This window comes from Streptomyces sp. NPDC056628 (assembly GCF_042792555.1).
In the GTDB taxonomy this organism is placed as follows: domain Bacteria; phylum Actinomycetota; class Actinomycetes; order Streptomycetales; family Streptomycetaceae; genus Streptomyces.
On record NZ_JBHTWG010000048.1, the window covers coordinates 22144 to 44649 of the forward strand.

Genomic DNA, 22506 nt, shown 5'->3' on the forward strand with positions numbered 1-22506 from the left:
CCTCGGCACCCCCGCATTCCGGCACCGCACCGTCCGTCCCCTCACCCCAGGGAGCCAGACCGATGAACCGCCGACGCTTCATCACCTCCGCCGCCGGCACCGCCGCGGCCCTCACCTGCGCCACCCCGCTCACCGCCCACGCCGCGCCCGCCGACGCCTCGGCCCACCGTCTGCTGAAGCAGTGGTTCGCCGCGACCCACCGCTCCATGGAGGCCATGACGACCGAACTCGGTCTGGCCACCGACAAGATCGACGTCAGCGGCCCCGGCACTCCCGTCCCCTCCGCGCAGACCTCGCCGACCAACATCGGCTGCGGCCTGTGGTCCACGGTCGCCGCCGCCGGACTCGGCCTCATCTCCGAGTCGACCATGCACCGCCGCCTGGACCGCGCCCTGAGCGCCGTCGAACGGCTGGAACGCGCCCATGGGTTCTGGTTCAACTGGTACGACGCCCACGACGGCTCCCTGCTGACCGCCTGGCCGGAGACCGGTGACCCGGTCCGGCCCTTCCTGTCCAGCGTGGACAACGCGTGGCTGGTCACCGGGCTGCGCATCGCCGCCCACGCCGATCCCGCCCTGCGGCCGCGCGTCGGAGCGCTCCTCGCCGACGCGGACTGGTCGTACTACTACACCCCCTACGACCCGGCGGACCCCGTCGCCGGACCGGGCCAGCTGCGCGGCGGCTACTGGCCGGACAAGCCCGGCAAGGGCGAGCCCACCGGTCACCACTACGGGGCGCTCAACACCGAGCCCCGGATGGCCAGTTACCTCGGTATCGCGGACGGGTCGGTGCCGTCCGACCACTACTGGCACCTGTTCCGCACCCTGCTGCCCGGGGCGGGTCAGGAGCAGGAGCCGAGCGGTGCCTACACCGACATCGACGGTGTGCGGGTGTGGGAGGGGCACTACACCTATCGGGGCCTCGATGTCGTCCCCACCTGGGGCGGCTCGATGTTCGAGGCGCTGATGGTCCCCCTCTTCGTGCCCGAGTCCGAGTGGGCGCCGCGCTCCTGGGGCTTGACGCACCAGCGGTACGTCCGCGCCCAGATCGAACACGGTCTGGCCGAACAGGGCTACGGCTACTGGGGTTTCTCCCCGGCCTCCGTCCCCGACGGCGGCTACCGCGAGTACGGCGTCGACGCCCTCGGCATGCAGGAGGACGGCTACCACTCGCTCGGTGTCGTCACCCCGCACGCCGCCTTCCTCGCCCTGGCGCAGGCGCCCGCCGAGGCCGTCGCCAACCTCCGGGGCCTGGACCGGGCCTTCGGCGCCTACGACGACCGCTACGGCTTCCGCGACTCGGTCGACGTCACCACCGGGCGGGTCAGCGACTTCGTCCTCGCTCTCGACCAGGGCATGATCATCGCCGCCCTGGCCCAGCGGCTGCGCCCCGGTCTGCTCCAGGCCCCGTTCCGCACGGGCGGGTTCGCGAGCCGGGTGCGGCCCCTGCTGCGCAGGGAGCGGTTCTCGATCTGAGCGGCCGCGCCGCCTCCGTATGATCGCCCGCAGCACCTGATCGCAAGGAACGGCTCGTGGGCGATCCCGGCGGAGCGACCGGCCCCGAGGAGGAGCCGCTCGCGCGGCTGCTCTGCGACGTCACGACCCTCACCGACGCGCCCGCGTCGGCCGGGGTCCTGTGGAGACTCGCCGAGCCGGGGCGGCAGCTGGACGCCGACGTCGTCCATCTGCCGCCAGGACGGCGGGTCGGCACCCACGTCGAACCCGACCTGGACGTCCTGCTCCTCGTCGTCGCCGGCGAGGGAACCGTCACCGGACTGGGCGGCGACCAGCCCCTGGCCACCGGCGGCCTGCTGTGGCTGCCCCGCGGCAGCCGGCGCGCCCTGGCCGCGGGAGAGCGGGGCCTGTCGTACCTGACGGTCCACCGGCGCCGCCCCGGCATGACCGTCCGTTCCCGGGCGACCTGATCCGGCGCTCTCCGGAGCCGGTCAGGCCGTAGGGTCGAGGAGGATCTTGCGCACCCCGTCCGACCGGTCGGCGAAGAGCGCGTACGCCGCCGGGCCCTCGGAGAGCGGAAAGCGGTGCGAGACCACGGCCTCGGGGGTGATCCGGCCGCTCTGGGCGAGGGCGATCAGGGGCGGCAGCTCGTAGTGGATGGAGCAGAGCCCGATGTGGAACTCGAGCTCCTTGATCTGCGCCAGCCCCATGTGGAGCGGGAACGCCTTGCTGTGGCTGACTCCCACGACACTGACCCGGCCCGCCGCCCGCACCGCCTTGAGGGCCAGTTCGATGGTGGCGTCCGAGCCCACGGCCTCCACCACCGCGTCCGGTCCCCGGCCCCCGGTCAGTTCCCGGACGGCGGCCTTCGCGTCGTCGCCCTCCACCGGCTCCACGCCGAAGGAGGCGGCGAAGGCACGGCGCTCCGGCACCAGGTCCACGCCGAGCACCCGCGCCGCCCCCATCGCGAAGGCGGACTGCGCGGCCATCAGCCCGACCGGGCCCAGACCCACGACCAGGACCGTCTCACCGGGCTGGATACGGGCCCGGCGGCACCCGTACCAGGCGGTCGGCGCGTTGTCCGTGAGGACCACGGCCGCCTCGTCGGAGATGCCCTCGGGCAGGCGCACCAGGTTGATGTCGGCGGACGGCACCCTCAGGAACTGGGCCTGGCTGCCCGGAAGCTGCGGGCTCACGCCGTAGCAGAGCTCGGTGCTCGACGTCGCGCGTTCGCACCGGGCCGTGAACCCGGCGGCGCAGGTCCGGCACCGGGTGCAGCCGACCGAGGCGGGCACCAGCACCCGGTCGCCGGGCCGGAAACCGGTGACCTGGGCCCCGGTCTCGGCCACCACGCCGACGCACTCGTGTCCCGGCGTGTAGCCGAGCTCGGGGCTGAACGGATGGCCGGAGTAGATGTGCAGGTCGCTGCCGCAGATACCGGCCGTGGTCACCTCCACGACCGCGTCGGTGGGGTGGGTGACGGCCGGGTCCGGGACATCGCCGTAACGGATGTCGTGCCGGCCGTGGAAGCTCAGAGCCTTCATCGCGTTCCTCTTCCCGGACGCTCAGTCCGCGATCTTCAGGACGAGCTTGCCGCGGTTCTCACCGCGGAACAGGCGCATCAGGGTGTCGGGGAAGGCCGCCACGCCCCCGGTGGCGACGTCCTCCAGGGAGGTGAGCCGCCCCTCGGCCCGCCACGCCGCCAGCTGCGCGACGCCCTCGGCGTACCGGTCGGCGTAGTCGAAGACCACCATCCCCGTCATGGTGGCCCGATTGACCAGCAGCGAGAGGTAGTTGGCCGGGCCCTTCGGCTCGGTGCTGTTGTACTGGGAGACAGCCCCGCACACGATGACCCGGGCGCCGCGCGCCAGCCGGGGCAGGACGGCGTCCAGGACGTCGCCGCCGACGTTGTCGAAGTAGACGTCGACGCCGTCGGGCGCGTGGGTGCGCAGCGCCTTGCGGATGTCCTCGCCGCGGTAGTCGATCGCGGCGTCGAACCCGAACTCGTCCACCACGAGCCGGCACTTCTCCTCGCCGCCCGCGATGCCGACGACCCGGCAGCCGAGGGCCTTGGCGACCTGACCGGCGACGCTGCCGACCGCTCCTGCCGCGCCGGAGACGACCACCGTCTGACCCGGCTCGGGGCGCCCGATGTCCACCAGGCCGAAGTAGGCGGTCAGCCCCGACATGCCGAGGGCGCCGAGGTACGTCGGCAGCGGGGCCGCCGCGGGGTCGACCGCCGTCACCCCGCGCCCGTCCGACACGCAGTACTCCTGCACGCCGAACGAGCCCGACACATGGTCGCCCACGGCGAACCCGGGGTGGCGGGAGGCGGTCACCCGGCCGATCGCGCCCGCGCGCATGACCTCGCCGATCTCCACCGGGCGGATGTAGGACCGGCCCGCGTTCATCCAGCCGCGCATCGCCGGGTCGATCGACAGGTAGAGCACCTGGACCAGGAACTCCCCGTCGCCGGGCTCCCCGACCGGCTCCCGCGTGTGCTCCCAGTCGGTGGGCCGGGGCTCACCCACCGGACGCGCGGCCAGACGTACCTGGTGATTGGTTCCGGACATGTGCGGCGGCTCCCTGGGGGGTCGGCGAAGCGGTTCCACCGGGGACGGCGGTCCTCTCGCCGGGCACCTACCGTCCAGTCGGTATGGCCGGTGAGCGTACGGGTGCGGGGCGTCCGGAGCAAGGGAGAGGGGGGAGGCGGACTCCGCCGGAAGCCGGCCGGCGAAATCCCCGGCCTTGGTGAATGACCATTCACCGGATAGGGTGAATAGCCATTCACCTGCCGCCTCACCAGGCGCTGCCCCGCTGGAGTGACCTGCCGATGGGCCAGACCGCCGCGATACCCGAGCCGCTCCACGAGAGCGGCCTCAAGAGCCGGCTCACCGTGCCGGTGCTCGCCTACGGCGGCATCCTCATGGCCGTCATGCAGACGGTGGTCGTCCCCCTGCTGCCCGACCTGCCCGCGCTGACCGGCGCCTCGCCGGGCGCGGTCTCCTGGATGGTCACGGCCACCCTGCTGGCCGGCGCCGTCCTCACCCCCGTGCTCGGTCGGGCCGGTGACATGTACGGCAAGCGGCGCGTCCTCATGGCGGCCCTCACCCTGATGACCCTGGGCTCGGTCCTGTGCGCCCTGTCCTCCCACATCGGCGTCCTGATCGCCGCGCGCACCCTGTCCGGTGCGGCCGCCGCGGTCGTCCCGCTCTCCATCAGCATCCTGCGCGACGAACTGCCCCCCGAGCGCCGCGGGTCGGCCGTCGCGCTCATGAGCTCCACCGTGGGCATCGGCGCCGCCCTGGGCCTGCCGCTGGCCGCGCTGATCGTGCAGTACGCGAACTGGCACACCATGTTCTGGGTGACCGGCGCCCTCGGCGCGGCCGGGGTGATCCTGGTCCGGTGGGCGGTGCGGGAGTCGCCGGTCCGGCAGCCGGGCCGCTTCGACGTCGCGGGCGCGCTGGGGCTCGCCGTCGGCCTGGTGTGCCTGCTCCTCGGCGTCTCCCAGGGCGGCCAGTGGGGCTGGGGGAGCGCACGGGTCGTCGGCCTGTTCGCCGGTGCCGTCGTCGTGCTGGGCCTGTGGTGCGCGCGGCAACTGCGCTCCCGGGAACCGCTGGTGGACCTGCGGCTGGTGGCCCGGCCGAGGGTGGGCCTGTCACATGTGGCCGCGCTGCTCGCCGGCTTCGCGTTCTACGCCAACACCCTGGTGACGGCGCAACTGGTGCAGGCCCCCGAGGCGACCGGGTACGGACTGGGGCTGTCCATCGTGGCCACCGGCCTGTGCCTGCTGCCCGGCGGTGTCGTCATGCTGCTGCTGTCACCCGTCTCCGCCCGGATCTCCGCCGCGCGCGGGCCCCGGGTCACGCTCGTCCTCGGCGCCCTGGTCATCGCGGCCGGGTACGTCGTCCGCATCGCCGACAGCCGCGACCTGTGGATGATCATCACCGGCGCCACCGTGGTGGCCGTGGGCACCACCCTCGCGTACTCGGCGCTGCCCACACTCATCCTGCGGGCCGTCCCGGCCGAGCAGACGGCCTCCGCCAGCGGCGTCAACGTCCTGTTGCGCACGGTCGGTCAGGCCGGTTCGAGCGCGGCCGTGGCCGCGATCCTCGTGCACCACACCCGCCCCGTCGCGGGTGTGCCGGTGCCGGCCCTGCACGGGTACCAGCTGGCGTTCGTGATGGCGGGCGGGGTGGCCGTGGTGGCCGCCGTCGCCGCCTGGTGCATCCCCGCCGAACCGTCCGGCGGCGCCGAGGACGTCCGGCGCGCGACCGAGGGCGGCACCCGGGGCGCGCGGGACGAGGCGCTGGAGGGAGCATGAGTGCCGTGAGCACTCCACCCGTCACGCCCGCACCGGCCCGCAGGGACGCCGCCTCCACCAAGGCGGCCATCCTCCGGGCGGCCCGGTACCTGCTGGCCCGGCACGCGCACGCCGACATCACCCTCAAGGCCGTCGCCGACCGCGCCGGCGTCAGCCCACCGCTGATCCTCAAGTACTTCGGCAACAAGGACACCCTCTTCGCCCAGGTCATGTCCTTCGAGGCCGACGCCGAGGCCCTGCTGGCCGCGCCGCTGGAGCGGCTCGGCGCCCACATGGTCCGGCATGTGCTGGTCAGCCAGACCGAGCAGGGCGCCGACCCGCTCCTGCGGATCGTGTTCGCGCCGCTGCACGGCGAGCAGGGCGACATCCTGCGCGCCAACTTCCGCCGCCAGGTGACCGAACGGATCACCGCGCGCCTCGACGGCCCCGACGCGGGCCTGCGCGCCGAACTGGCCGTCGCCACGCTCCTCGGCCTGGGCGTCGTGTACGGCATCGCGCGCGGCACCGAGGTGCGCGCGACAGCGGTCGACGACCTGGTCGACCGGTACGCGCCGGCCGTGCAGGGGCATCTCACGCCCTGAAAGTCACTGCGGTCCATACCTCATCGGCACGCAAGAAATTGCGCGCCTTTGCGTTCACTTGCGCTCCCGATGCGCAAGTGAACGGCATGCGACTCCGCGCCCGCAGAGAACGGTGATGCGCGCAATCGGCTGCCGTGGACCCGCCTGTCGAGGATCGGCGCCCCACGATTCCGGTCCCCCTGTACCCGCGGCGCCTGCCGCTGAGCGATTCTGGTGAAATTTGTGCTGTCGCGACTGTAGACCGGCTCACAGCGCTCTGCAATATTTCGATGAATCAATGCAAAATCCTGCTCTCTCCGGGCCGGTTCTCCCGGTCCGGTCCCTCGCACAGCCAGGCACCACTCCCCAGGAACGAGCCGCCCTCGCCGCCCCCCGGCGTGCGAGCCTCCCCAGGAAGTGACCCCGCATGACTCGACACAAGCCGAGATCCCCGCAACGGCGCACGGCGCTCGCCCTGCTCGCGTGTGCCGTCGCGGTGCTGGGCCTGCCCGCCGTCGGCGCCCACGCGGCCGGCGGTCCTGACGCCGCCGCGACCGCCCCGGCCACGGCGGGCAGCGCCCGGCGCGCCCACGCGGCGGCCGCCGTCACCGACGGCGACACCGACACCTACTGGCAGGCCGCGAAGAAGTCCGCCCAGTGGGTCCAGACCGATCTCGGACGCAGCAAGCGCGTCCGGCAGGTCGTGCTGCGCCTGCCCGAACACTGGGAGACCCGCACGCAGACGCTGGCCCTCCAGGGCAGCGCCGACGGCAAGACGTTCGCCACGCTCAAGCCGTCGGCGCCGTACGTCTTCAGCCCCGGCAACGACAACACCGTGCGGATCAGCGTCTCCGCCACCCTGGCCCGCTACGTCCGGGCGGACTTCAGCGCCAACTCGGTCACCGGTACCGCCCAGCTCGCCGAGATGCAGGTCCTCACGACCGCCGCGGCCACCCCCAACCTGGCCCGGGGCAAGCCCTTCACCGAGAGCGGGCACGCGGACGTCTACGGTGCCGCGAACGCCGGCGACGGCAACCGCGCCACCTATTGGGAGAGCAGGAACAACGCCTTCCCGCAGTGGCTCCAGGTCGACCTCGGCTCGTCCGTCAAGGTGAACGAGGTGACGCTGCGGCTCCCCGCCGGCTGGCCGAGCCGCAGCCAGACCCTCAAGCTCCAGGGCTCGACCGACAACCAGAACTTCACCGACCTGACCGCCTCCAAGGCGTACACCTTCGACAGCGCCAACGACCAGTCCGCGACGCTCTCCTTCGACGCGACGACCACCCGGTACGTCCGCGTCCTGATCACCGCCAACACCGGCTGGCCCGCGGGACAGGTGTCCGAGCTGGAGGTGTACGGGCCCGCCACGGGCGACACCCAGGCGCCCTCCGCGCCCACGAACCTGGCCTACACCGAACCCGCCACCGGCCAGATCCGGCTCACCTGGAACGCCGCGAGCGACGACACGGCCGTCACCGGCTACGACGTCTACGCCAACGGCCAGTTGCGGGCGAGCGTCGCCGGAAACACCCTGACCTACACCGACACCCAGCCGGCCGGCAGCGACGTCACCTACTTCGTCCGTGCGAAGGACGCCGCAGGCAACGTCTCCGCCGACAGCAACAGCGTCACCCGCAAGGGAGCCGGCGGCGACACCCAGCCGCCCACCGCGCCCGCGAACCTCGCCTACACGCAGTCCGGCGGCGACGTGAAGCTGACCTGGCAGGCGTCCAGCGACAACGTCAAGGTCACCGGCTATGACGTCTACGGCAACAACCAGCTCCTCAAGTCCGTGCCGGGTGACGTGACGACGTACACCGACACCCCGTCCGCCGGGGCCACCTTCACCTACCACGTGAAGGCCAAGGACGCCGCGGGCAACGTGTCGGCGGCCAGCAACAGCGTCACCCGTCCCGGCACGACGGCCGGCTCCGACCTCGCCCAGGGCAAGCCCGTCGAGGCGTCCTCGTCCGTCTTCACCTACGTCGCCGCCAACGCCAACGACGGGCAGCTCAGCACCTACTGGGAGAGCGGCAGCGGCGCCTACCCCGCCACCCTCACCACGAAGCTCGGCGCCAACGCCGACCTCGACCGGATCGTCGTCAAGCTCAACCCGGACCCCGCCTGGTCCACCCGCACCCAGAACATCCAGGTGCTCGGCCGCGACCAGGACGCCACGACCTTCGAGACCCTGGCCGCCGCCAAGGAGTACACCTTCGCCCCGGCGACCGGAAACAGCGTGACCATCCCGGTCACCGGCTCCGCGGCCGACGTCCGGCTCCGGTTCACCGCCAACTCCGGTGCCCCGGGCGCCCAGGTCGCCGAACTCCAGGTCATCGGCACCCCGGCCGCCAACCCCGACCTCAAGGTCACCGGCATCACCCACACCCCCGCGGCCCCCGTCGAGTCGGACACCATCGGCCTCACCGCGACCGTCACCAACAGCGGCACCAGGGCGTCCAAGGCCACCGACCTCGACTTCACCCTCGGCAGCACCAAGGCGGCCACAGCCGACGTCCCGGCCCTCGCCGCCGGCGAGTCGAAGACCGTCTCCGCGAGCATCGGCACCCGCGACGCCGGCAGTTACCCGGTCGGCGCCGAGGTGGACCCGTCCCAGAAGGTCATCGAGCAGAACGAGGCGAACAACACCTACACCCGTCCCGACGCCCTCGTCGTCAAGCCCGTCGCCAGCTCCGACCTGCTCGCCGCCCCCGTCTCCTGGACGCCCTCCAGCGCCTCGGCCGGCGACGACGTCAAGTTCACCGTCGCCCTGAAGAACCAGGGTTCGGTGGCCTCCGCGTCCGGTGCCCACGACATCACCCTGACCGTCCAGGACGGCAAGGGCGCCACGGTCAAGACGCTCACCGGCTCGTACAACGGCGCCATCGCCGCGGGCCAGACCACCGCACCCGTCAGCCTCGGCACCTGGACGGCCGCGAACGGCAAGTACACCGTCAAGACGGTCATCGCCGCCGACGCCAACGAACTGCCCGTCAAGCGCGCCAACAACACCACCACCCAGCCGCTGTTCGTCGGCCGCGGCGCCGACATGCCGTACGACCTGTACGAGGCCGAGGACGGCACGGCCGGCGGCGGAGCAAAGGTCGTCGGGCCCAACCGCACCATCGGCGACCTCGCGGGCGAGGCCAGCGGCCGCAAGGCCGTCACCCTCACCGGCACCGGGCAGTACGTCGAGTGGACCACCCGCGCCGCCACCAACACCCTGGTGACCCGCTTCTCCATCCCCGACGGCACGAACACCACCCTCAACGTCTACGTCGACGGCCAGTTCCTCAAGCCCGTCGACCTGACCTCCAAGTACGCCTGGCTGTACGGAAACGAGACCGCGCCCGGCAACTCACCCGGCTCCGGCGCCCCGCGCCACATCTACGACGAGGCGAACGTCCAGCTCGGGAAGACCGTGCCGGCCGGCTCCCGGATCCGGCTGCAGAAGGACGCCGCCAACTCCTCCACCTACGCCATCGACTTCGTCAACACCGAACAGGCGACGGCGAAGGCCAACCCCGACCCGGCCGCCTACGCGGTCCCGGCCGGCTTCTCCCACCAGGACGTCCAGAACGCCCTCGACAAGGTCCGCATGGACACCACGCGCAAGCTCGTCGGCGTCTACCTGCCCGCCGGTGACTACGAGGCGTCCAGCAAGTTCCAGGTCTACGGCAAGGCCGTGAAGGTCGTCGGCGCCGGGCCGTGGTTCACCCGCTTCCACGCCCCCGCCTCCCAGGAGAACACTGACGTCGGCTTCCGGGCCGAGGCCGGCGCGAAGGGCTCGACGTTCGCCGGCTTCGCCTACTTCGGCAACTACACGTCCCGGATCGACGGCCCGGGCAAGGTGTTCGACTTCTCCAACGTCTCCGACATCACCATCGACGACATCTGGGTCGAGCACATGGTGTGCCTCTACTGGGGCGCCAACACCGACAGCATGACCATCAAGAACTCCCGTATCCGCGACCTGTTCGCCGACGGCGTCAACATGACGAACGGCTCGACGGACAACCACGTCGTCAACAACGACGCCCGCGCCACCGGCGACGACAGCTTCGCCCTCTTCTCGGCCATCGACGCCGGCGGCGCCGACGAGAAGAACAACCTCTACGAGAACCTGACCTCCACCCTGACCTGGCGGGCGGCCGGCATCGCCGTCTACGGCGGCTACGACAACACCTTCCGCAACATCCGCGTCGCCGACACCCTGGTCTACTCCGGCATCACGATCTCCTCGCTGGACTTCGGCTACCCGATGAACGGCTTCGGGACCGAGCCCACCACGATCGAGAACGTCTCCCTGGAACGCACCGGCGGCCACTTCTGGGGCTCGCAGGTCTTCCCCGCCATCTGGGCGTTCTCCGCCTCGAAGGTCTTCCAGGGCATCCGGGTCAACGACGTGGACATCACCGACTCCACCTACGGAGGCGTGATGTTCCAGACCAACTACGTCAACGGGCAGCCGCAGTTCCCGGTGAAGGACACCGTCTTCACCGACATCTCCATCACCGACTCCAAGAAGAGCGGCGACGCGTTCGACGCCAAGTCGGGCTTCGGCATCTGGGCCAACGAGATGCCGGAACCCGGTCAGGGCCCGGCCGTCGGCGAGGCCGTCTTCCGCAACCTGCGGATGAGCGGCAACGCGCAGGACATCCGCAACACGACCAGCACCTTCAGGGTCATCGTGGAGTGACCCGACAGCACCATCGCACCGAGCGGGGCCGTCCTCCGAGGGGCGGCCCCGCGTCGTCGTGGGAGGTCAGCGCTCTGCGAGAACGGGTTCGATCATCGAGCGCAGACTCCGCTCACCGAGCGCGGCCAGCGAGCGGGCGGCGATCCTGCCGTCCCGGTCGAGCACGAGCGTCGACGGAATCGTCTGCGGGCTCAGCGTGCCCTTCTCGAAGCGGAGCATCAGCCTGCTGCTCGGGTCGTGCAGACTCGGGTAGGTCACGCCGAACTCCTTCTCGAAGGCACGGGCGTGACCGGCGCGGGGATCGCCGACGTTGATGCCGACGAACCGCACACCCCGCGCCTTGAGGTCCTCATGGACCTTCTCGAAGTGCACGGCCTCCTCGCGGCAGGGGGCGCACCACGACCCCCACACGTTCAGGACGACGACCTCGCCCCGGTACGAACGGACGGAGAGCCGTTCGCCGTGCAGGGTACGGCCGGACAGGTCGGGCGCGAGGTCCCTGTCCTCCTTCGCCACGGTGGCGATGCCATCCTCGCCCAGGGTGAAACCGCCGCCCCCGCCCCCGCCCGAGCAACCGGCGACGAGCAGGGAGGCGGCCAGGAGAAGTATCCGGTGCCTCACAGGCCCGTCACCTTGCCGCTCGCCGAGATCTCGTACACCAGGGTGACCGTGCGGTGGCCGCCCGGCGGCAGGGACAGGTCCCAGCGCGCGATGCCGTCCGCGTCGACCGCGTCCGGCTCCGGGGCGCACGCCTCCTTGCGCAGCCGTACGTCCACCGCGGACACCTCGGACACCGGGATCCGCTCGCGCACGGCGACGACCTGCTCGCCCCGGGCGGCGGGTGCCGAGAAGCGGGACACGTGCAGACGGACCGTCCGTGTGATCAGCGTGCGCTGCGACAGCGTCGCAGTGTCGCGGGACTCCTCGGCGTGCCGGATGACCCGGTAGTCGTCGTGACTGCCGAAGGCGAGCTCGACCGGGGCGCCCGGCGCGGTGAACTCCAGCGTGCCGCGCCCGGTGAAACCGCTGCCGCGAACCAGGTCCACGGGTCCGGCCAGCAGCGCGTGCCCGGACGTGTTGTCGAACCGCACCACCCGGGTGACCAGCGGCGACAGTTCCGGCGACGAGGAGTACTGGCTGCGCGCGGCCGTCGTCACCGTGGTGATCGGCACCCGGTGGGCCCGGCCGTCCGGGGGAACGGACACGGGCACGGGGGAGTGCAGCACCCGCGTCTGCCCGCCGTCGTCCACCCCGGGCAGGCCCACGACCGCCGACGGGCCGAGCTCCGCGATCTCCTCCTCGCGCAGCTCCACCTCGACCCTGCGGCGCTCCTCGGCGGTGCGCTCTTCGAGGGTGAGCCGGTCCTCCGTCAGGCGTGGCGGATCGGTGGTGAGCGCCGAACGGGCCGTGGACAGGGTGAGGCGTACGTCCGACCAGTCCTCGCCGGTGCGCTGCCAGACCATCGCGTCGGTCTCCAGCGTCACCGAGTCGCCGTCGAGGACGGCCCGGTAGGCGGGGCGCCACAGCGCGCACGAGGTGAGGTGGGTCAGCCGCAGCCGGAGCCGCCCGGCGGCCTCGGAGCGCACGGTCAGCTCGACCTGGCCGACCAGCTCGGCGGGCCGCTCCTCGGCGAGGGCGAGGGCCTGCCGCGCCTGAGCCAGTTCACCGGCGAGTGCCGCGGACCGGGCTTCGGCGGCCCGCAGTTCCTCGGCGCACGTGTCGCGTTCGCCGTCGGCCCGGTCCAGTTCACGGGTCCAGCGGTCCTCCTCGGTCTCGCCGTGGCCCGCGCCTTCCGCGATGTCCCGCAGGAGGTCGGCGGCGAGCCGGCCGAGGAGGTCGAGCCGGGTGCGCAGCCGGTCGCAGGTGTGCCCGAGGGCCCGTTGTTCCTCCTCCAGGGCGTGGACGCGGGTGCGCAGCGCCGAGTCGTCCGGGGAGGGCAGCGGCCCGGGAGGCGTCCAGGTCCGCACGATCCGTACGTCGAGGACGGCCGCGTCGTGGTCGCCCGTGAGGTCGGCGTGGAGGGTGCGGTCGACCGCGAGCGCGCTGACCGGCCCGAGGCGCAGCCGCTGGACGCCGGCGGCGACGTCGAGGTCGGCGGTGCGCTCGATGTGGGCGCGGTCCTCCAGGCAGGTGACGGCGGTGACGGGCAGCGGGATCGGCTGGGTGGTGTCCGCGGGCATGGTGTCAGCTCCTCCGGTTGCCGCCGGCCAGGGCCTTGGCGGCCGGGACGCGGATGTCGTAGCCGCCGTCGAGGGCGGTGGCGCCGCCGGCGGGCAGGTCCACGCGCCAGACGCGGGTGCCGGGTGCGTACCGGTCGCCGGCGCCGTCCTGCTCGGGTGCCGTCCAGTCGGCCTGTTCGTCGATGCGCACGTCCGGTTCCGAGGTGACCGGGACCTGCTCGTGGACCTCGACGGTGACGGCGTGCGCGAGCCGGTTGGCCAGCTCCACGTGGACGCGGTGGGCGAGCACGGTCGTGTTGTTGCGCAGTCCCGCCGTCGACTCGCGCAGCTGGGTGCGGCGGGTGACCCGGACACCCTCGGCCGGTCCCAGCCCCATGCGGCGGACGCCGCCGGGGGCGAGGGTGGGCAGCGCGGCGGTGGTGAGGAAGTCGTCGCCGCTCATGACCTCCACCGGTCCGGCCAGCAGGGCCTGGTCGGTCGCGTTGGAGAGGACGACCGTGGCGTACACCGTCTGCTCCACGGACGGCACGCACAGGTACTCCGTGCGCAGCCCCACCGGGATCTCGGTCACGGTGACGGTGTGCCAGACACCGTCGGAGGGGACGTCGGCGCGGGCTATCGCGTCGTAGCGGTGGTCGAAGGAACCCGCGGACGCCCGGGGCCGCACGGCGTGCCCGGGCAGCGGCAGCGCGGCCACCGCCTCGGCCTGACGCCGGCACTCCTCCGACCGGGGGTCGTACGACGGCCCGGGGAACAGCCGGCCCCGGCGGTGACCGGGCTCGTCGGCACCGGACAGCACGAGCGCGGCGTAGTCGAGCTCGGCCTCACGCGGCTGAGGCGGCGCCGTGGCGGCCGGCGGAGACGGCGGCGGGGGCATGGGGGCGGCGCGCCGCGACCGCATGGCCGGTGCCGCGCCCGGCGCGGCGGCGTCGAAGGCGGCCGGGGCACCCGCGAAGCCGGCCGGCGGCATGCCGTACGCCTGCGGTGCGGGCGGGGGCGGGGGCGCGGCCTGGAAGGGAGCGGCCGCGGGAGCGGCGGGCCCGCCCGGCTCGGGAAGCGCGGTGGGTGCCGCGCCGTAGCCCGGCGGCATCGGGGGCGGTGGCGGAACGGGACCTGGAGCGGCCCGCACGGGGACCACGGGGACGGGGCGCGGACCTGCCGCGTCGTACCCAGAGAAGAGGTCGGCGAGCCCCGCCGGGGGTTCCCGCCAGCCGGACGGCGCGGGAGGGGGCTGCCGCCGTCCCAGTCGCAGGGAGCGCAGTCTCGGCAGGCCGGGACGGCGGCGCAGATCCGCGGTGGCCAGGGCGAGCCGGACGCCCGTCCAGTCCTCGCCCGTGCGCTGTGCGACCGAGGCTCGCAGCACGAGGGTGCCGCCGTCCTCGCCCTGACGATGCGTGAGCCGGTACGCCGGGACCCAGACGGCACCCGGGACGCCGTACTCCAGCTCGACGTCCACCGGTCCGGCACCGGCGTCCGCGCCGTCGAGCGTCAGGACGGCGACGACGCTGGTCGCGATGGGCTCGGACGGCACGTCGGTGGAGGCTCGCGCCCACCGGTCCGTGGCCACGGCGAGATCGTGTTCGGCCCTGCTCAGCTCCTCCTCCAGCGCGGTCAGCCGGAGCTGCTGCGCCCGCAGCCGCTCGTCGACGAACGCGGCGAGCCGCAGCCAGGCGTCGGCGGGCGTGGCGCGCGGTGGGTCCCCGGGCTCCCGGGCGGGCGGCACCGGGCGGAGCGCCGCCGTCTCCCCGATCAGGTTCACCTGCCGGTCGCGTCGTGCCTGGGCCGCCGCGTGCGCGTCCCGCAGCCGCTCCCTCTCACGCCGCAGAGAGCCGGTGTCCTCGGTGGCGGCCGGCTCGGCGTCCACCTCGACCCGCACCTCGGTGACGCGTACACCACCCCCGCCCACCGCCTTGGCGCGCAGGGACCCCGGGTCCATCGATCGCGGCAGTCCGGTGACCCGCACCCGGCCGTCCGCCGGTACGGTGCCCCGGGCGACGCGTGTGCAGAGCGCGCCCTGCGCGTACACCACCACCGCGTCGAGCGTCGACGCCCACCCCTGTGTCTGTGCGACCTCGGACTTCATCCCACCCCGCCCCCGTCGTGGTCCTGCCGACGGCAGCCTACGCGCAGGCCGCACCCGGCTCGACAGTGATTCCGCGAGATGGCAGGTGCGTATGAGGCCGACGGGGGTACACGGCGCGCATGGCAGCACAGAGCGAGTCCCGTGAATCGTCGTCGGTAGCCCGGCAGTTGCGCCGCGTGCGCACGCTGTACGCCGCGGGCGTCCTGTTGTGGGCGGCGTCGAGCATAGGGACGGCGTGGTCGTCGCCCGGCAGCCGGCCCATGTGGACGTCCGTGCTGCTCCTCGTGGTCTTCGCCAGTCTGCTGGGGCTGTCCAGTTGGTGGCTGCGCCGCCTCGGCCCCGGGCGGGCGGCGGCCGGCGAGCAGCGCCGCTCCGTCTCCGTACGGGCGTCCGCCCCGGCCCGTCACGCTCGCGTCTGAGCCTGGCCGCGCGCGTCTGGGCGGTCAGGCACCAGGTCTGTCGCCTTGGTGCCTGACCGCCACGGGGAGGCTGTGGTCCTGGTCGGGTCGAGCGGTGTGGTCAGTTGCAGAAGTTGAGAATCGGGAGCAGGCCGTTTCCGCACTGGAAGTGCTCGCCGTCGCCGCCGGCCGGGGCGGCCTGGACGGCGGCGTGGGTGGCGGGCGCCGCCATGGCGGGCGCGGCGGTCGCCAGGCCGGCGGCGCAGGCGATGCCGACGGCGGTGGTCACGGCGAGGGTGCGGGGCATGCGGGCGATGGCCTTCTTCAGGCGAGGTGTGGTGTTCATGAACTCACCATGCACAGCGCGACGATCTTCTGCGCGCCGAGAGCATCCGAGCGGGTGAGCCGGTTCCTCGGATGGTGGCCCGCACCGCACAACTGGCCTTCAGCGCATGGGTGTTGGGCGCCTGACTGGTCGTGAGGACGGGACGGTCCTTCCGGGTGACAGGGGTGCGTGCTCCACGAGTGAGACGCGCCTGAAAGTGGCGAGACGATCACAGAGGGTCGAGGGCCGGGTGCGGGCGCTCGTCGGCACGTCATGACATGACATAGATCACGTCACGGTGCGGCGCGATCCAGGAATGCGCGCCCGTCCATGATTGCTCCCGTGTTGATGGGCCTGCCCTGTGTGGGCGGTGCGCTGGGCAATGGTGCTCGACGCGGCCGGTCGAGAAATCCCCGTGACCTCGGCCTCTCGGCTCCTTCTCCGTCCCGGACCACCGTCTTCGAAAGGTTCCCCCGCACCATGCCTCTGGCTCTGCTGGCCCTGGCTGTCGTCGCCTTCGGCATCGGCACCACCGAGTTCGCCACCATGGGGCTGCTGCCCCAGATCGCCGACGGGGTCGGGGTGTCCGTGCCCCAGGCGGGCAACGTCGTCTCGGCCTACGCGCTCGGCGTCGTGGTCGGCGCGCCGCTGCTGACCGGTATCGGTGCCCGTGTCCCCCACAAGCGGCTGCTGCTGTGGCTGTCCGGCCTCTTCGTGGTCGGGAACATCGCCTCCGCGTTCGCCCCGGACTTCGGTCTGCTCTTCGCCGCCCGCTTCCTGGCGGGACTGCCGCACGGCGCGCTGTTCGGTGTCGGCGCGGTCGTCGCCTCCCGGCTGGTGGCTCCGGACCGGGCCGCCCGGGCCGTGTCCAAGATGTTCCTCGGGCTGACGGTCGCCAACATCGTCGGTGTCCCCGCCGGCACCGCGCTCGGGCAGCAACTGGGCTGGCGGGCGGCCTACGGGGCCGTGGCCGTCATCGGGGTCGTGGCACTGGTGGCGCTGGCGCTGTTCGTCCCGCACCAGCCGCGCGGCCGGCAGTCCGGCATCGGGCACGAGCTGCGGGCCATGGGCAACCGGCAGGTCGCCATCGGCCTGGCCACCGCGGTGATCGGCTTCGGCGGCTTCTTCGCGGTCTACAGCTACCTCGTGCCGATGCTGACGAACCTGAGCGGCTTCTCCGACTCCTCGACCACGCTGGTCCTCGCCCTGTACGGCGTCGGCATGACGCTCGGCACGCTGGTCGCCGGACCGCTCACCGACCGCGCTCTGCGTCCGACCATGTACGGAGGGCTGGCCCTGCTCGCCGCCGGGCTGGTGGTGTTCTACTTCGCCGTGCACAGCACGGTCGGGGCGCTGATCACGATCACGTTCATCGGCGCGATGGGGTCCCTCATCACGACGCCCGTCCAGATGCTGCTGATGGCGAAGGCCAAGAACGCCCCGACCATGGCGGCGGCGTCCAACCACTCCGCCTTCAACCTGGCCAACGCCGGTGGCGCCTGGCTGGGCGGCCTCGCCATCTCGGCGGGCTGGGGCTGGGCCTCGCCCAGCCTCGTGGGCGCCGCCCTGGCCGTCGCAGGACTCGGCCTGGCCGTCGCGGGCGGCGTCATGGACCGGCGCGACGGACGCTCGGCGGGCTCCGAGGTGATCACATCGTCCACGGCAGATGTCCGGCCCGAGGCCGCGCCCACCCACCAGCCCTGACCGGCCGGCGCGCGGGAAGCGGTCACCGGGAAGCCCGGCTCCGAAATCGATCGGATCGACAGGTGTGAGGGGGATTCGCCGGGGCACTCGACCGGCGGGTGGAGCAGGGACGCACTCCGGGGCGGCACAGCAGCGATGACTGGCCGCCCCGAAGTGTGCCCGGAGTCCGACCGGCGCCGGGCCGGACGTCAGACCTTGCGCCCCACACCCCCGAACATGGCCACGTCCTCCGGCAGCCCGGCCACGCTCTCGTCCGGCCGCCACCGGTTGCACGAGACGACACCCGGCTCCAGCAGCTCCAGACCGTCGAAGAACCGGGCGACGCCCTCCGGTGTGCGCTGGGTCAGCTTCGGGGTGCCGTGCTCGTTCCAGAAGGCCACGGCGGCGTCGACGTCCGGCATGCCCGGGTGCGTGACGGTGTGCGAGAGCACGAGATGACTGCCGGAGGGCAGCCGGTCCATCAGCCGGCGCACGATGCCGGCCGCCTCCTCGTCGTCCTCGATGAAGATGACGACGCCGAGCAGCATCAGCGCCACGGGCTGATCGAGATCAAGGGTCCGCCCGGCCTGCTCCAGGATCGCGTCGACGTCGCGCAGGTCCTCGTCCAGGTAGGCGGTGTGCCCCTCCGGCGTGCTGGTCAGCAGGGCCTCGGCATGCGCCAGCACGATGGGGTCGTTGTCGACGTACACGACGCGGGACTCCGGCGCCATGCGCTGAGCCACCTCGTGCGTGTTGTCGGCCGTCGGCAGACCGGTGCCGATGTCCAGGAACTGGCGTGTGCCGCACTCGCCGGCGAGGTACTTCACGGCGCGCCCGAGGAACCTGCGGTCGGCCAGGGCGTAGTCGCCGATGCCCGGGTGCAGGCCGCGGATCTGGTCCCCGGCCGCCTGGTCGACCTCGTAGTTGTCCTTGCCGCCCAGCCAGTAGTTCCAGATGCGGGCCGTGTGCGGCTGGTCCGTCTTGATGCGCTTGCGCGCCTCCCTCGACGCGGCGGAAATCTCGGTCACGCGAAGTCCCTCCAGATCTGGCCTGTGCAACCCGGCAAGGAGCAACCTACCGGGCCGAGTTGAGGGACGTGACCGCATCCGGGAGCGGACCCCGGCGTGACGCACGGGGTGCCTTGGTAGGGTGCGCCGGCCGGGCGTGGCCGTGCCCGGCGGAGAGGCGGGGCGACGATGAACGGGACCGAGGCGTCACGCGCGACGGCCGCCGCCCTGACGGTCGTCTCCTCGCTCGGCCTGCCCGCCGACGACGCGGTCGTCCTGCACGACTCCAACAAGCTCACCCTGCGCCTGCTGCCCTGCGACCTCCTGGCCCGGGTGGCGCCCGTGACGGACCAGGTGGCGCGGTTCGAGATCGACCTGGCGCGGCGGCTCGCCGGATCGGGATGCCCGGTGGCCGCCCTGGACCCCCGCGTCGAGCCGCGCCCTTACGAGCGGGACGGCTTCGTGATCACGCTGTGGACGTACTACGCGCCGGCCACCTCGGAGGACGTCCCGCCCGCCGCGTACGCGGCCGCCCTCACGCGACTGCACGCCGGGATGCGCGAACTCGACGTGCCCGCACCGCACTTCACCGACCGGGTCGCGCAGGCCCGGCGTCTCGTGGCGGACCGCGCCCGCACCCCGGAGCTGGCGGACGCCGACCGGGCCCTGCTCGCGGACACGCTGCGCACCCTGGGACGCGCCGTCCGCGAGCACGGCGGCGCCGAACAGCTGCTGCACGGCGAACCGCACCCCGGGAACGTCCTCACCACGGACCGCGGGGTGCGGTTCATCGACCTGGAGACGTGCTGCCGCGGCCCCGTCGAGTTCGACCTCGCCCACGCGCCCGACGAGGTCGCCGCGCACTACGCGGGAGCCGACCCCACCCTGCTGCGCCGGTGCCGGACCCTCGTCCTGGCGATGATCACCGCCTGGCGCTGGGACCGGGAGGACCGGTTTCCCGGCGGACGCGCACTGGCCGCCGAGTGGCTGGAGCGGCTCCGGACGGCGACAGGCGACGGGTAGGACACGGGAGACGCCCGCACGGACGTCACAGGAAGCGCCACAGGTGGTCGTCCGTTCCGTTGTCGTCGAACTGGACCACCTGCGCGCTGTCCGCGGTCGACATGCCGTCCACCCCGAGCACCTTGCCGCTGTTCCTGTTCAGCACGCGGCACCAGCCGTCGCCGTCGTCGACCAGCCGCCACAGATGGTCCGCCGTGCCGTTGTCCTCGAACTGCACGACACGGGCGCTGTTCTGCGTCGACATGCCGTCGACGCCGAGGACCTTGCCGCTGTGGCCGTTGCGGATCAGGAACCAGCCGTCGCCCCTGTCCACGAGCTGCCAGGCGTGGTCGGCGGTCCGGGTGTCGGCGAACTGCACGACACGGGCGCTGTTCTCCAACGACATCCCGTCGACGGCGAGGACCTTGCCGCTGTGCTTGTTCCGCAGCCGGCGGAAGGGCGGCTCGGGGATCCACGGCCTGCCGTCGGGCGCCGCCGTGGGGAAGGAGGTGATCCGCAGCCGGGCCGCGCCCGAGGGGATGAGCGTGACGGTCTCCACGGCTTCGGTGCTGCGGGCGGGTCCGTCCTGGAGCGGCGCGACGACGTGCTCGTCGTCCGCGATCCACTCCGGGACGCGCCGCGCCTGCGCCGTGATCCGCACGGGGGCCGTCCGCGGGGTGAACGGCTGCGCGGGTACGCCGGATCCGGTGCGGGCGACGGTGAGCGGGGTGTCCGGCACCAGGCCGTAGTTCCACGGCGTGGTGGCGTGGACGGCGTGGGCGGGGAACGTGTCGGTGCCGCCGACGCGTTCGTAGCGCTCCCCGATGGCCAGGGAGTAGCTGAGCGGGCCCCGCTCCACGCTGACCGCGCCGTGCTGACCGGACCACGTCCGCAGCCTGGCCTGCTGGGGGAACCGGACGCGCACGGTGTCGCCGTCGCGCCAGGTGCGCTCCACCCGCGCCCAGGACGGGCCCTCGGACGCCGGGGACGCGGTCCCGTTCACCCGCAGTTCGGGGCCACCGCACCAGCCGGGGACGCGCAGCACGAGCGGGAACCGTACGGGGCGGGGCGTGGACACCGTGAAGGTGACGGTGTCCCCGAAGGGGTAGTCGGTGGCCTCGGTGACGGTCACCGTCGTGCCGCCCGCGACCTGGGTGCGCACCGAACTGGGCGCGTACATCGCGGCCGCGAGACCCCCGTCGGGCGTGCCCAGCCACAGCTCCTCGGTGAAGTACGGCCAGCCCATGCCGTAGTTGTGGGGGCAGCAGCGGTACTGGTCGACGCCGGCCTGGAACGCCTGCATGGCGAAGCCGTTCTGGAACTGCCCCTGCGTCTTGGCCCGGTCGTCGAGGTCGACGCCGTTGGCGCTGGTGATGTAGTGGACGGCCTTGCCCTCGGCGTCGAGGGAGGCGGGGAGCATGTTGAACGCCAGCTCCTCGCAGCGGTCCGCCCACACCGGGTCGCCGGTGACGCGGGTCAGCAGCTCGTGGCTGGCCATGAACTCGACGATGCCGCAGGTCTCGAAGCCCTGACGGGGGTCGGTGAACCCGGGCCGGTAGTTCTCGTCACCGGCCAGACCTCCGCCGGGGAACCGTCCGTACTCGGCCATGACCGTGTCGTAGGCGCGATAGGTGGCCCGGGTGAGCTCGGCGGAACCGGTGAGCTGCGCGTACTGGGCGGGTTCGCGGAAGCCCTGGGCGATGTTGACGTTGTGCCGGCTCGGTGTGGGGCCGGTCCAGTCGGCGCCGTGGGTGTGCATCTTGGCCGCGAGGTCGAGCAGGAACGCCTCGCCCGTACGGCGGTGGAGCCAGACGGCGATGTCCAGCCCGTCGCCCCACCGGTACGACACCCAGCTCCGGTCGAACGCCCCTGGCCCCTGGGCGTTCATGAAGCGCAGGAAGCGGACGAGGAACGGCACCACGCGCCGGTCGCCGGTGTACTCCTCGTGGCTGCGCAAAGCCTGGAGCAGGGGCAGGAACGGCCAGAAGTCGGGCCCGCCGTCGAGGGAGGTGCGCAGGGCGCGCGGACCGAAGAAGCCGTCCCCCTGCTGCGTGGCCAGGATCGCGTCCACCCATTCCCGCGACCGCTTCAGCGCGGCCGTGTCGCCCGTCGCGACGGCCAGCGGGATGTAGCCCCGCAGCCAGTAGGGCACCTCCTCCCACCCGCCGCGCTCCGGGTGCACCCAGCCGGTCGCCGCGAAGTCCAGGAAGTGGGAGCCGGATTCGAACCGCCCGCACAGGCCGCCGAGTTGCAGCCGCAGCTGCCCGGCGAGCCAGCCGCGCGCGGTGACACTGCCCGGCCGAAGCCGCCGGAACCGGTCGGGCACCGGCGTCCCGGCCGACGGGGCGGGGGCCGCGGCCGCGACCCCGGCGAGGGGAGCGCCGAGAGCCGCGGCCGTGAGGGAGAACGAGCCCGCGCCGAGCAACGCCCGTCGACTGAGGGACATGGGGGGACCTGCCTTCCGGGAAGGGTCGACCGAGGGGGACAACGATGTCGCGCACGTACGTGGGGGAGGACGGAGCGCTCGGCTCCCTGGCTTCTACAACGTTGAAAGGGCGGTCGTCGGCATGACAGCACGCTCGCGCTGACCTGTCCAGAGGGAGCGCGGCGAGGGACGGCGGTCAGCCGGTGCGGAGATCGCCCGTGACGGCCGGGACAGCTCCGGGGCTAGGGCGTGTTTCGAAAGTAGCGTCGTGCGCCCGAAGGGCGGGGTCCGCGGCGTCTGGTGCGGTGCATCGCAAGGCGGAGGGTCGTCCGCGTACTGGGCGTACGCGGACGATCCCGACAACGC

General features: G+C 72.8%; 16 protein-coding genes. 8 read left to right on the plus strand and 8 right to left on the minus strand.

Annotated features, from left to right (window positions below):
- Positions 1 to 62: 62 nt before the first annotated feature.
- Both ACFRAC_RS33585 and ACFRAC_RS33590 read left to right on the plus strand, forming a co-directional pair.
- A complete protein-coding gene (locus ACFRAC_RS33585; protein WP_382937852.1) occupies positions 63 to 1475 on the plus strand; it encodes a glucoamylase family protein in 1413 nt (470 codons plus the stop codon).
- A gap of 56 nt (positions 1476 to 1531) precedes the next feature.
- Positions 1532 to 1924, plus strand: coding sequence for a cupin domain-containing protein (locus ACFRAC_RS33590; protein ID WP_382937854.1), 393 nt, complete (start codon positions 1532 to 1534; stop codon positions 1922 to 1924).
- 21 nt (positions 1925 to 1945) lie between these two features.
- Here ACFRAC_RS33590 and ACFRAC_RS33595 read toward each other — a convergent pair whose 3' ends face one another.
- Positions 1946 to 2998, minus strand: a complete 1053-nt coding sequence (locus ACFRAC_RS33595) for an alcohol dehydrogenase catalytic domain-containing protein (protein WP_382937857.1) — start codon at positions 2996 to 2998, stop codon at positions 1946 to 1948.
- Between the two features lie 21 nt (positions 2999 to 3019).
- The gene (locus tag ACFRAC_RS33600) at positions 3020 to 4027 is read right to left on the minus strand and encodes an NADP-dependent oxidoreductase (protein WP_382937862.1); all 1008 of its coding nucleotides are present in this window, start codon (positions 4025 to 4027) and stop codon (positions 3020 to 3022) included.
- Positions 4028 to 4287: 260 nt separating this feature from the next.
- Here ACFRAC_RS33600 and ACFRAC_RS33605 point away from each other — a divergent pair, with 260 nt between their 5' ends.
- The 3 genes from ACFRAC_RS33605 (at position 4288) to ACFRAC_RS33615 (ending at position 11037) form a co-directional block, all read left to right on the plus strand.
- Positions 4288 to 5778 (plus strand): MFS transporter, encoded by a 1491-nt coding sequence (locus ACFRAC_RS33605; protein ID WP_382937868.1) that lies wholly within the window; start codon positions 4288 to 4290, stop codon positions 5776 to 5778.
- Positions 5775 to 6359, plus strand: a complete 585-nt coding sequence (locus ACFRAC_RS33610; protein WP_382937872.1) for a TetR family transcriptional regulator — start codon at positions 5775 to 5777, stop codon at positions 6357 to 6359. Before ACFRAC_RS33605 ends, ACFRAC_RS33610 begins: the two co-directional genes overlap by 4 nt.
- A 406-nt stretch (positions 6360 to 6765) precedes the next feature.
- Complete coding sequence (locus ACFRAC_RS33615; RefSeq protein WP_382937875.1) at positions 6766 to 11037, plus strand: discoidin domain-containing protein; 4272 nt, start codon at positions 6766 to 6768, stop codon at positions 11035 to 11037.
- Positions 11038 to 11103: 66 nt separating this feature from the next.
- On the opposite strand, the gene ACFRAC_RS33620 is transcribed toward ACFRAC_RS33615, so the two are convergent.
- From ACFRAC_RS33620 to ACFRAC_RS33630, 3 genes are read right to left on the minus strand one after another with little or no spacing between them, the layout of a single operon-like run.
- A complete protein-coding gene (locus ACFRAC_RS33620; protein ID WP_382937878.1) occupies positions 11104 to 11658 on the minus strand; it encodes a TlpA family protein disulfide reductase in 555 nt (184 codons plus the stop codon).
- Positions 11655 to 13217 carry a DUF4139 domain-containing protein gene (locus ACFRAC_RS33625; RefSeq protein WP_382937881.1) on the minus strand — a complete coding sequence of 521 codons (1563 nt, stop codon included), beginning with the start codon at positions 13215 to 13217 and terminating at the stop codon, positions 11655 to 11657. The genes ACFRAC_RS33620 and ACFRAC_RS33625 overlap by 4 nt, the downstream gene beginning before the upstream one ends.
- A 4-nt stretch (positions 13218 to 13221) precedes the next feature.
- The gene (locus ACFRAC_RS33630) at positions 13222 to 15300 is read right to left on the minus strand and encodes a DUF4139 domain-containing protein (RefSeq protein WP_382937883.1); all 2079 of its coding nucleotides are present in this window, start codon (positions 15298 to 15300) and stop codon (positions 13222 to 13224) included.
- Positions 15301 to 15419: 119 nt separating this feature from the next.
- Between ACFRAC_RS33630 and ACFRAC_RS33635 the strand changes: the two genes are divergently transcribed.
- Positions 15420 to 15719, plus strand: a complete 300-nt coding sequence (locus tag ACFRAC_RS33635; RefSeq protein ID WP_382937886.1) for a hypothetical protein — start codon at positions 15420 to 15422, stop codon at positions 15717 to 15719.
- A 100-nt stretch (positions 15720 to 15819) separates the two neighbouring features.
- Here ACFRAC_RS33635 and ACFRAC_RS33640 read toward each other — a convergent pair whose 3' ends face one another.
- Positions 15820 to 16044, minus strand: coding sequence for a hypothetical protein (locus ACFRAC_RS33640; protein WP_382937888.1), 225 nt, complete (start codon positions 16042 to 16044; stop codon positions 15820 to 15822).
- 459 nt (positions 16045 to 16503) lie between these two features.
- Here ACFRAC_RS33640 and ACFRAC_RS33645 point away from each other — a divergent pair, with 459 nt between their 5' ends.
- Complete coding sequence (locus tag ACFRAC_RS33645; protein ID WP_382937891.1) at positions 16504 to 17727, plus strand: MFS transporter; 1224 nt, start codon at positions 16504 to 16506, stop codon at positions 17725 to 17727.
- Between the two features lie 188 nt (positions 17728 to 17915).
- On the opposite strand, the gene ACFRAC_RS33650 is transcribed toward ACFRAC_RS33645, so the two are convergent.
- Positions 17916 to 18734 (minus strand): SAM-dependent methyltransferase, encoded by an 819-nt coding sequence (locus tag ACFRAC_RS33650; protein WP_382937894.1) that lies wholly within the window; start codon positions 18732 to 18734, stop codon positions 17916 to 17918.
- 168 nt (positions 18735 to 18902) lie between these two features.
- Here ACFRAC_RS33650 and ACFRAC_RS33655 point away from each other — a divergent pair, with 168 nt between their 5' ends.
- Complete coding sequence (locus tag ACFRAC_RS33655; RefSeq protein ID WP_382937897.1) at positions 18903 to 19736, plus strand: phosphotransferase enzyme family protein; 834 nt, start codon at positions 18903 to 18905, stop codon at positions 19734 to 19736.
- Positions 19737 to 19761: 25 nt separating this feature from the next.
- Here the strand turns inward: ACFRAC_RS33655 and ACFRAC_RS33660 are convergent, their stop codons facing one another.
- Positions 19762 to 22161 (minus strand): beta-L-arabinofuranosidase domain-containing protein, encoded by a 2400-nt coding sequence (locus tag ACFRAC_RS33660; RefSeq protein ID WP_382937901.1) that lies wholly within the window; start codon positions 22159 to 22161, stop codon positions 19762 to 19764.
- Positions 22162 to 22506: the final 345 nt, after the last annotated feature.

Bases quoted from the DNA above. Each gene is read 5' to 3' on its own strand.
- ACFRAC_RS33585 (WP_382937852.1), top strand. From the start codon at position 63: ATGAACCGCCGACGCTTCATCACCTCCGCCGCCGGCACCGCCGCGGCC.
- ACFRAC_RS33595 (WP_382937857.1), bottom strand. From the start codon at position 2,998: ATGAAGGCTCTGAGCTTCCACGGCCGGCACGACATCCGTTACGGCGAT.
- ACFRAC_RS33600 (WP_382937862.1), bottom strand. From the start codon at position 4,027: ATGTCCGGAACCAATCACCAGGTACGTCTGGCCGCGCGTCCGGTGGGT.
- ACFRAC_RS33605 (WP_382937868.1), top strand. From the start codon at position 4,288: ATGGGCCAGACCGCCGCGATACCCGAGCCGCTCCACGAGAGCGGCCTC.
- ACFRAC_RS33610 (WP_382937872.1), top strand. From the start codon at position 5,775: ATGAGTGCCGTGAGCACTCCACCCGTCACGCCCGCACCGGCCCGCAGG.
- ACFRAC_RS33615 (WP_382937875.1), top strand. From the start codon at position 6,766: ATGACTCGACACAAGCCGAGATCCCCGCAACGGCGCACGGCGCTCGCC.
- ACFRAC_RS33625 (WP_382937881.1), bottom strand. From the start codon at position 13,217: ATGCCCGCGGACACCACCCAGCCGATCCCGCTGCCCGTCACCGCCGTC.
- ACFRAC_RS33630 (WP_382937883.1), bottom strand. From the start codon at position 15,300: ATGAAGTCCGAGGTCGCACAGACACAGGGGTGGGCGTCGACGCTCGAC.
- ACFRAC_RS33635 (WP_382937886.1), top strand. From the start codon at position 15,420: ATGGCAGCACAGAGCGAGTCCCGTGAATCGTCGTCGGTAGCCCGGCAG.
- ACFRAC_RS33640 (WP_382937888.1), bottom strand. From the start codon at position 16,044: ATGAACACCACACCTCGCCTGAAGAAGGCCATCGCCCGCATGCCCCGC.
- ACFRAC_RS33645 (WP_382937891.1), top strand. From the start codon at position 16,504: ATGCCTCTGGCTCTGCTGGCCCTGGCTGTCGTCGCCTTCGGCATCGGC.
- ACFRAC_RS33655 (WP_382937897.1), top strand. From the start codon at position 18,903: ATGAACGGGACCGAGGCGTCACGCGCGACGGCCGCCGCCCTGACGGTC.
- ACFRAC_RS33660 (WP_382937901.1), bottom strand. From the start codon at position 22,161: ATGTCCCTCAGTCGACGGGCGTTGCTCGGCGCGGGCTCGTTCTCCCTC.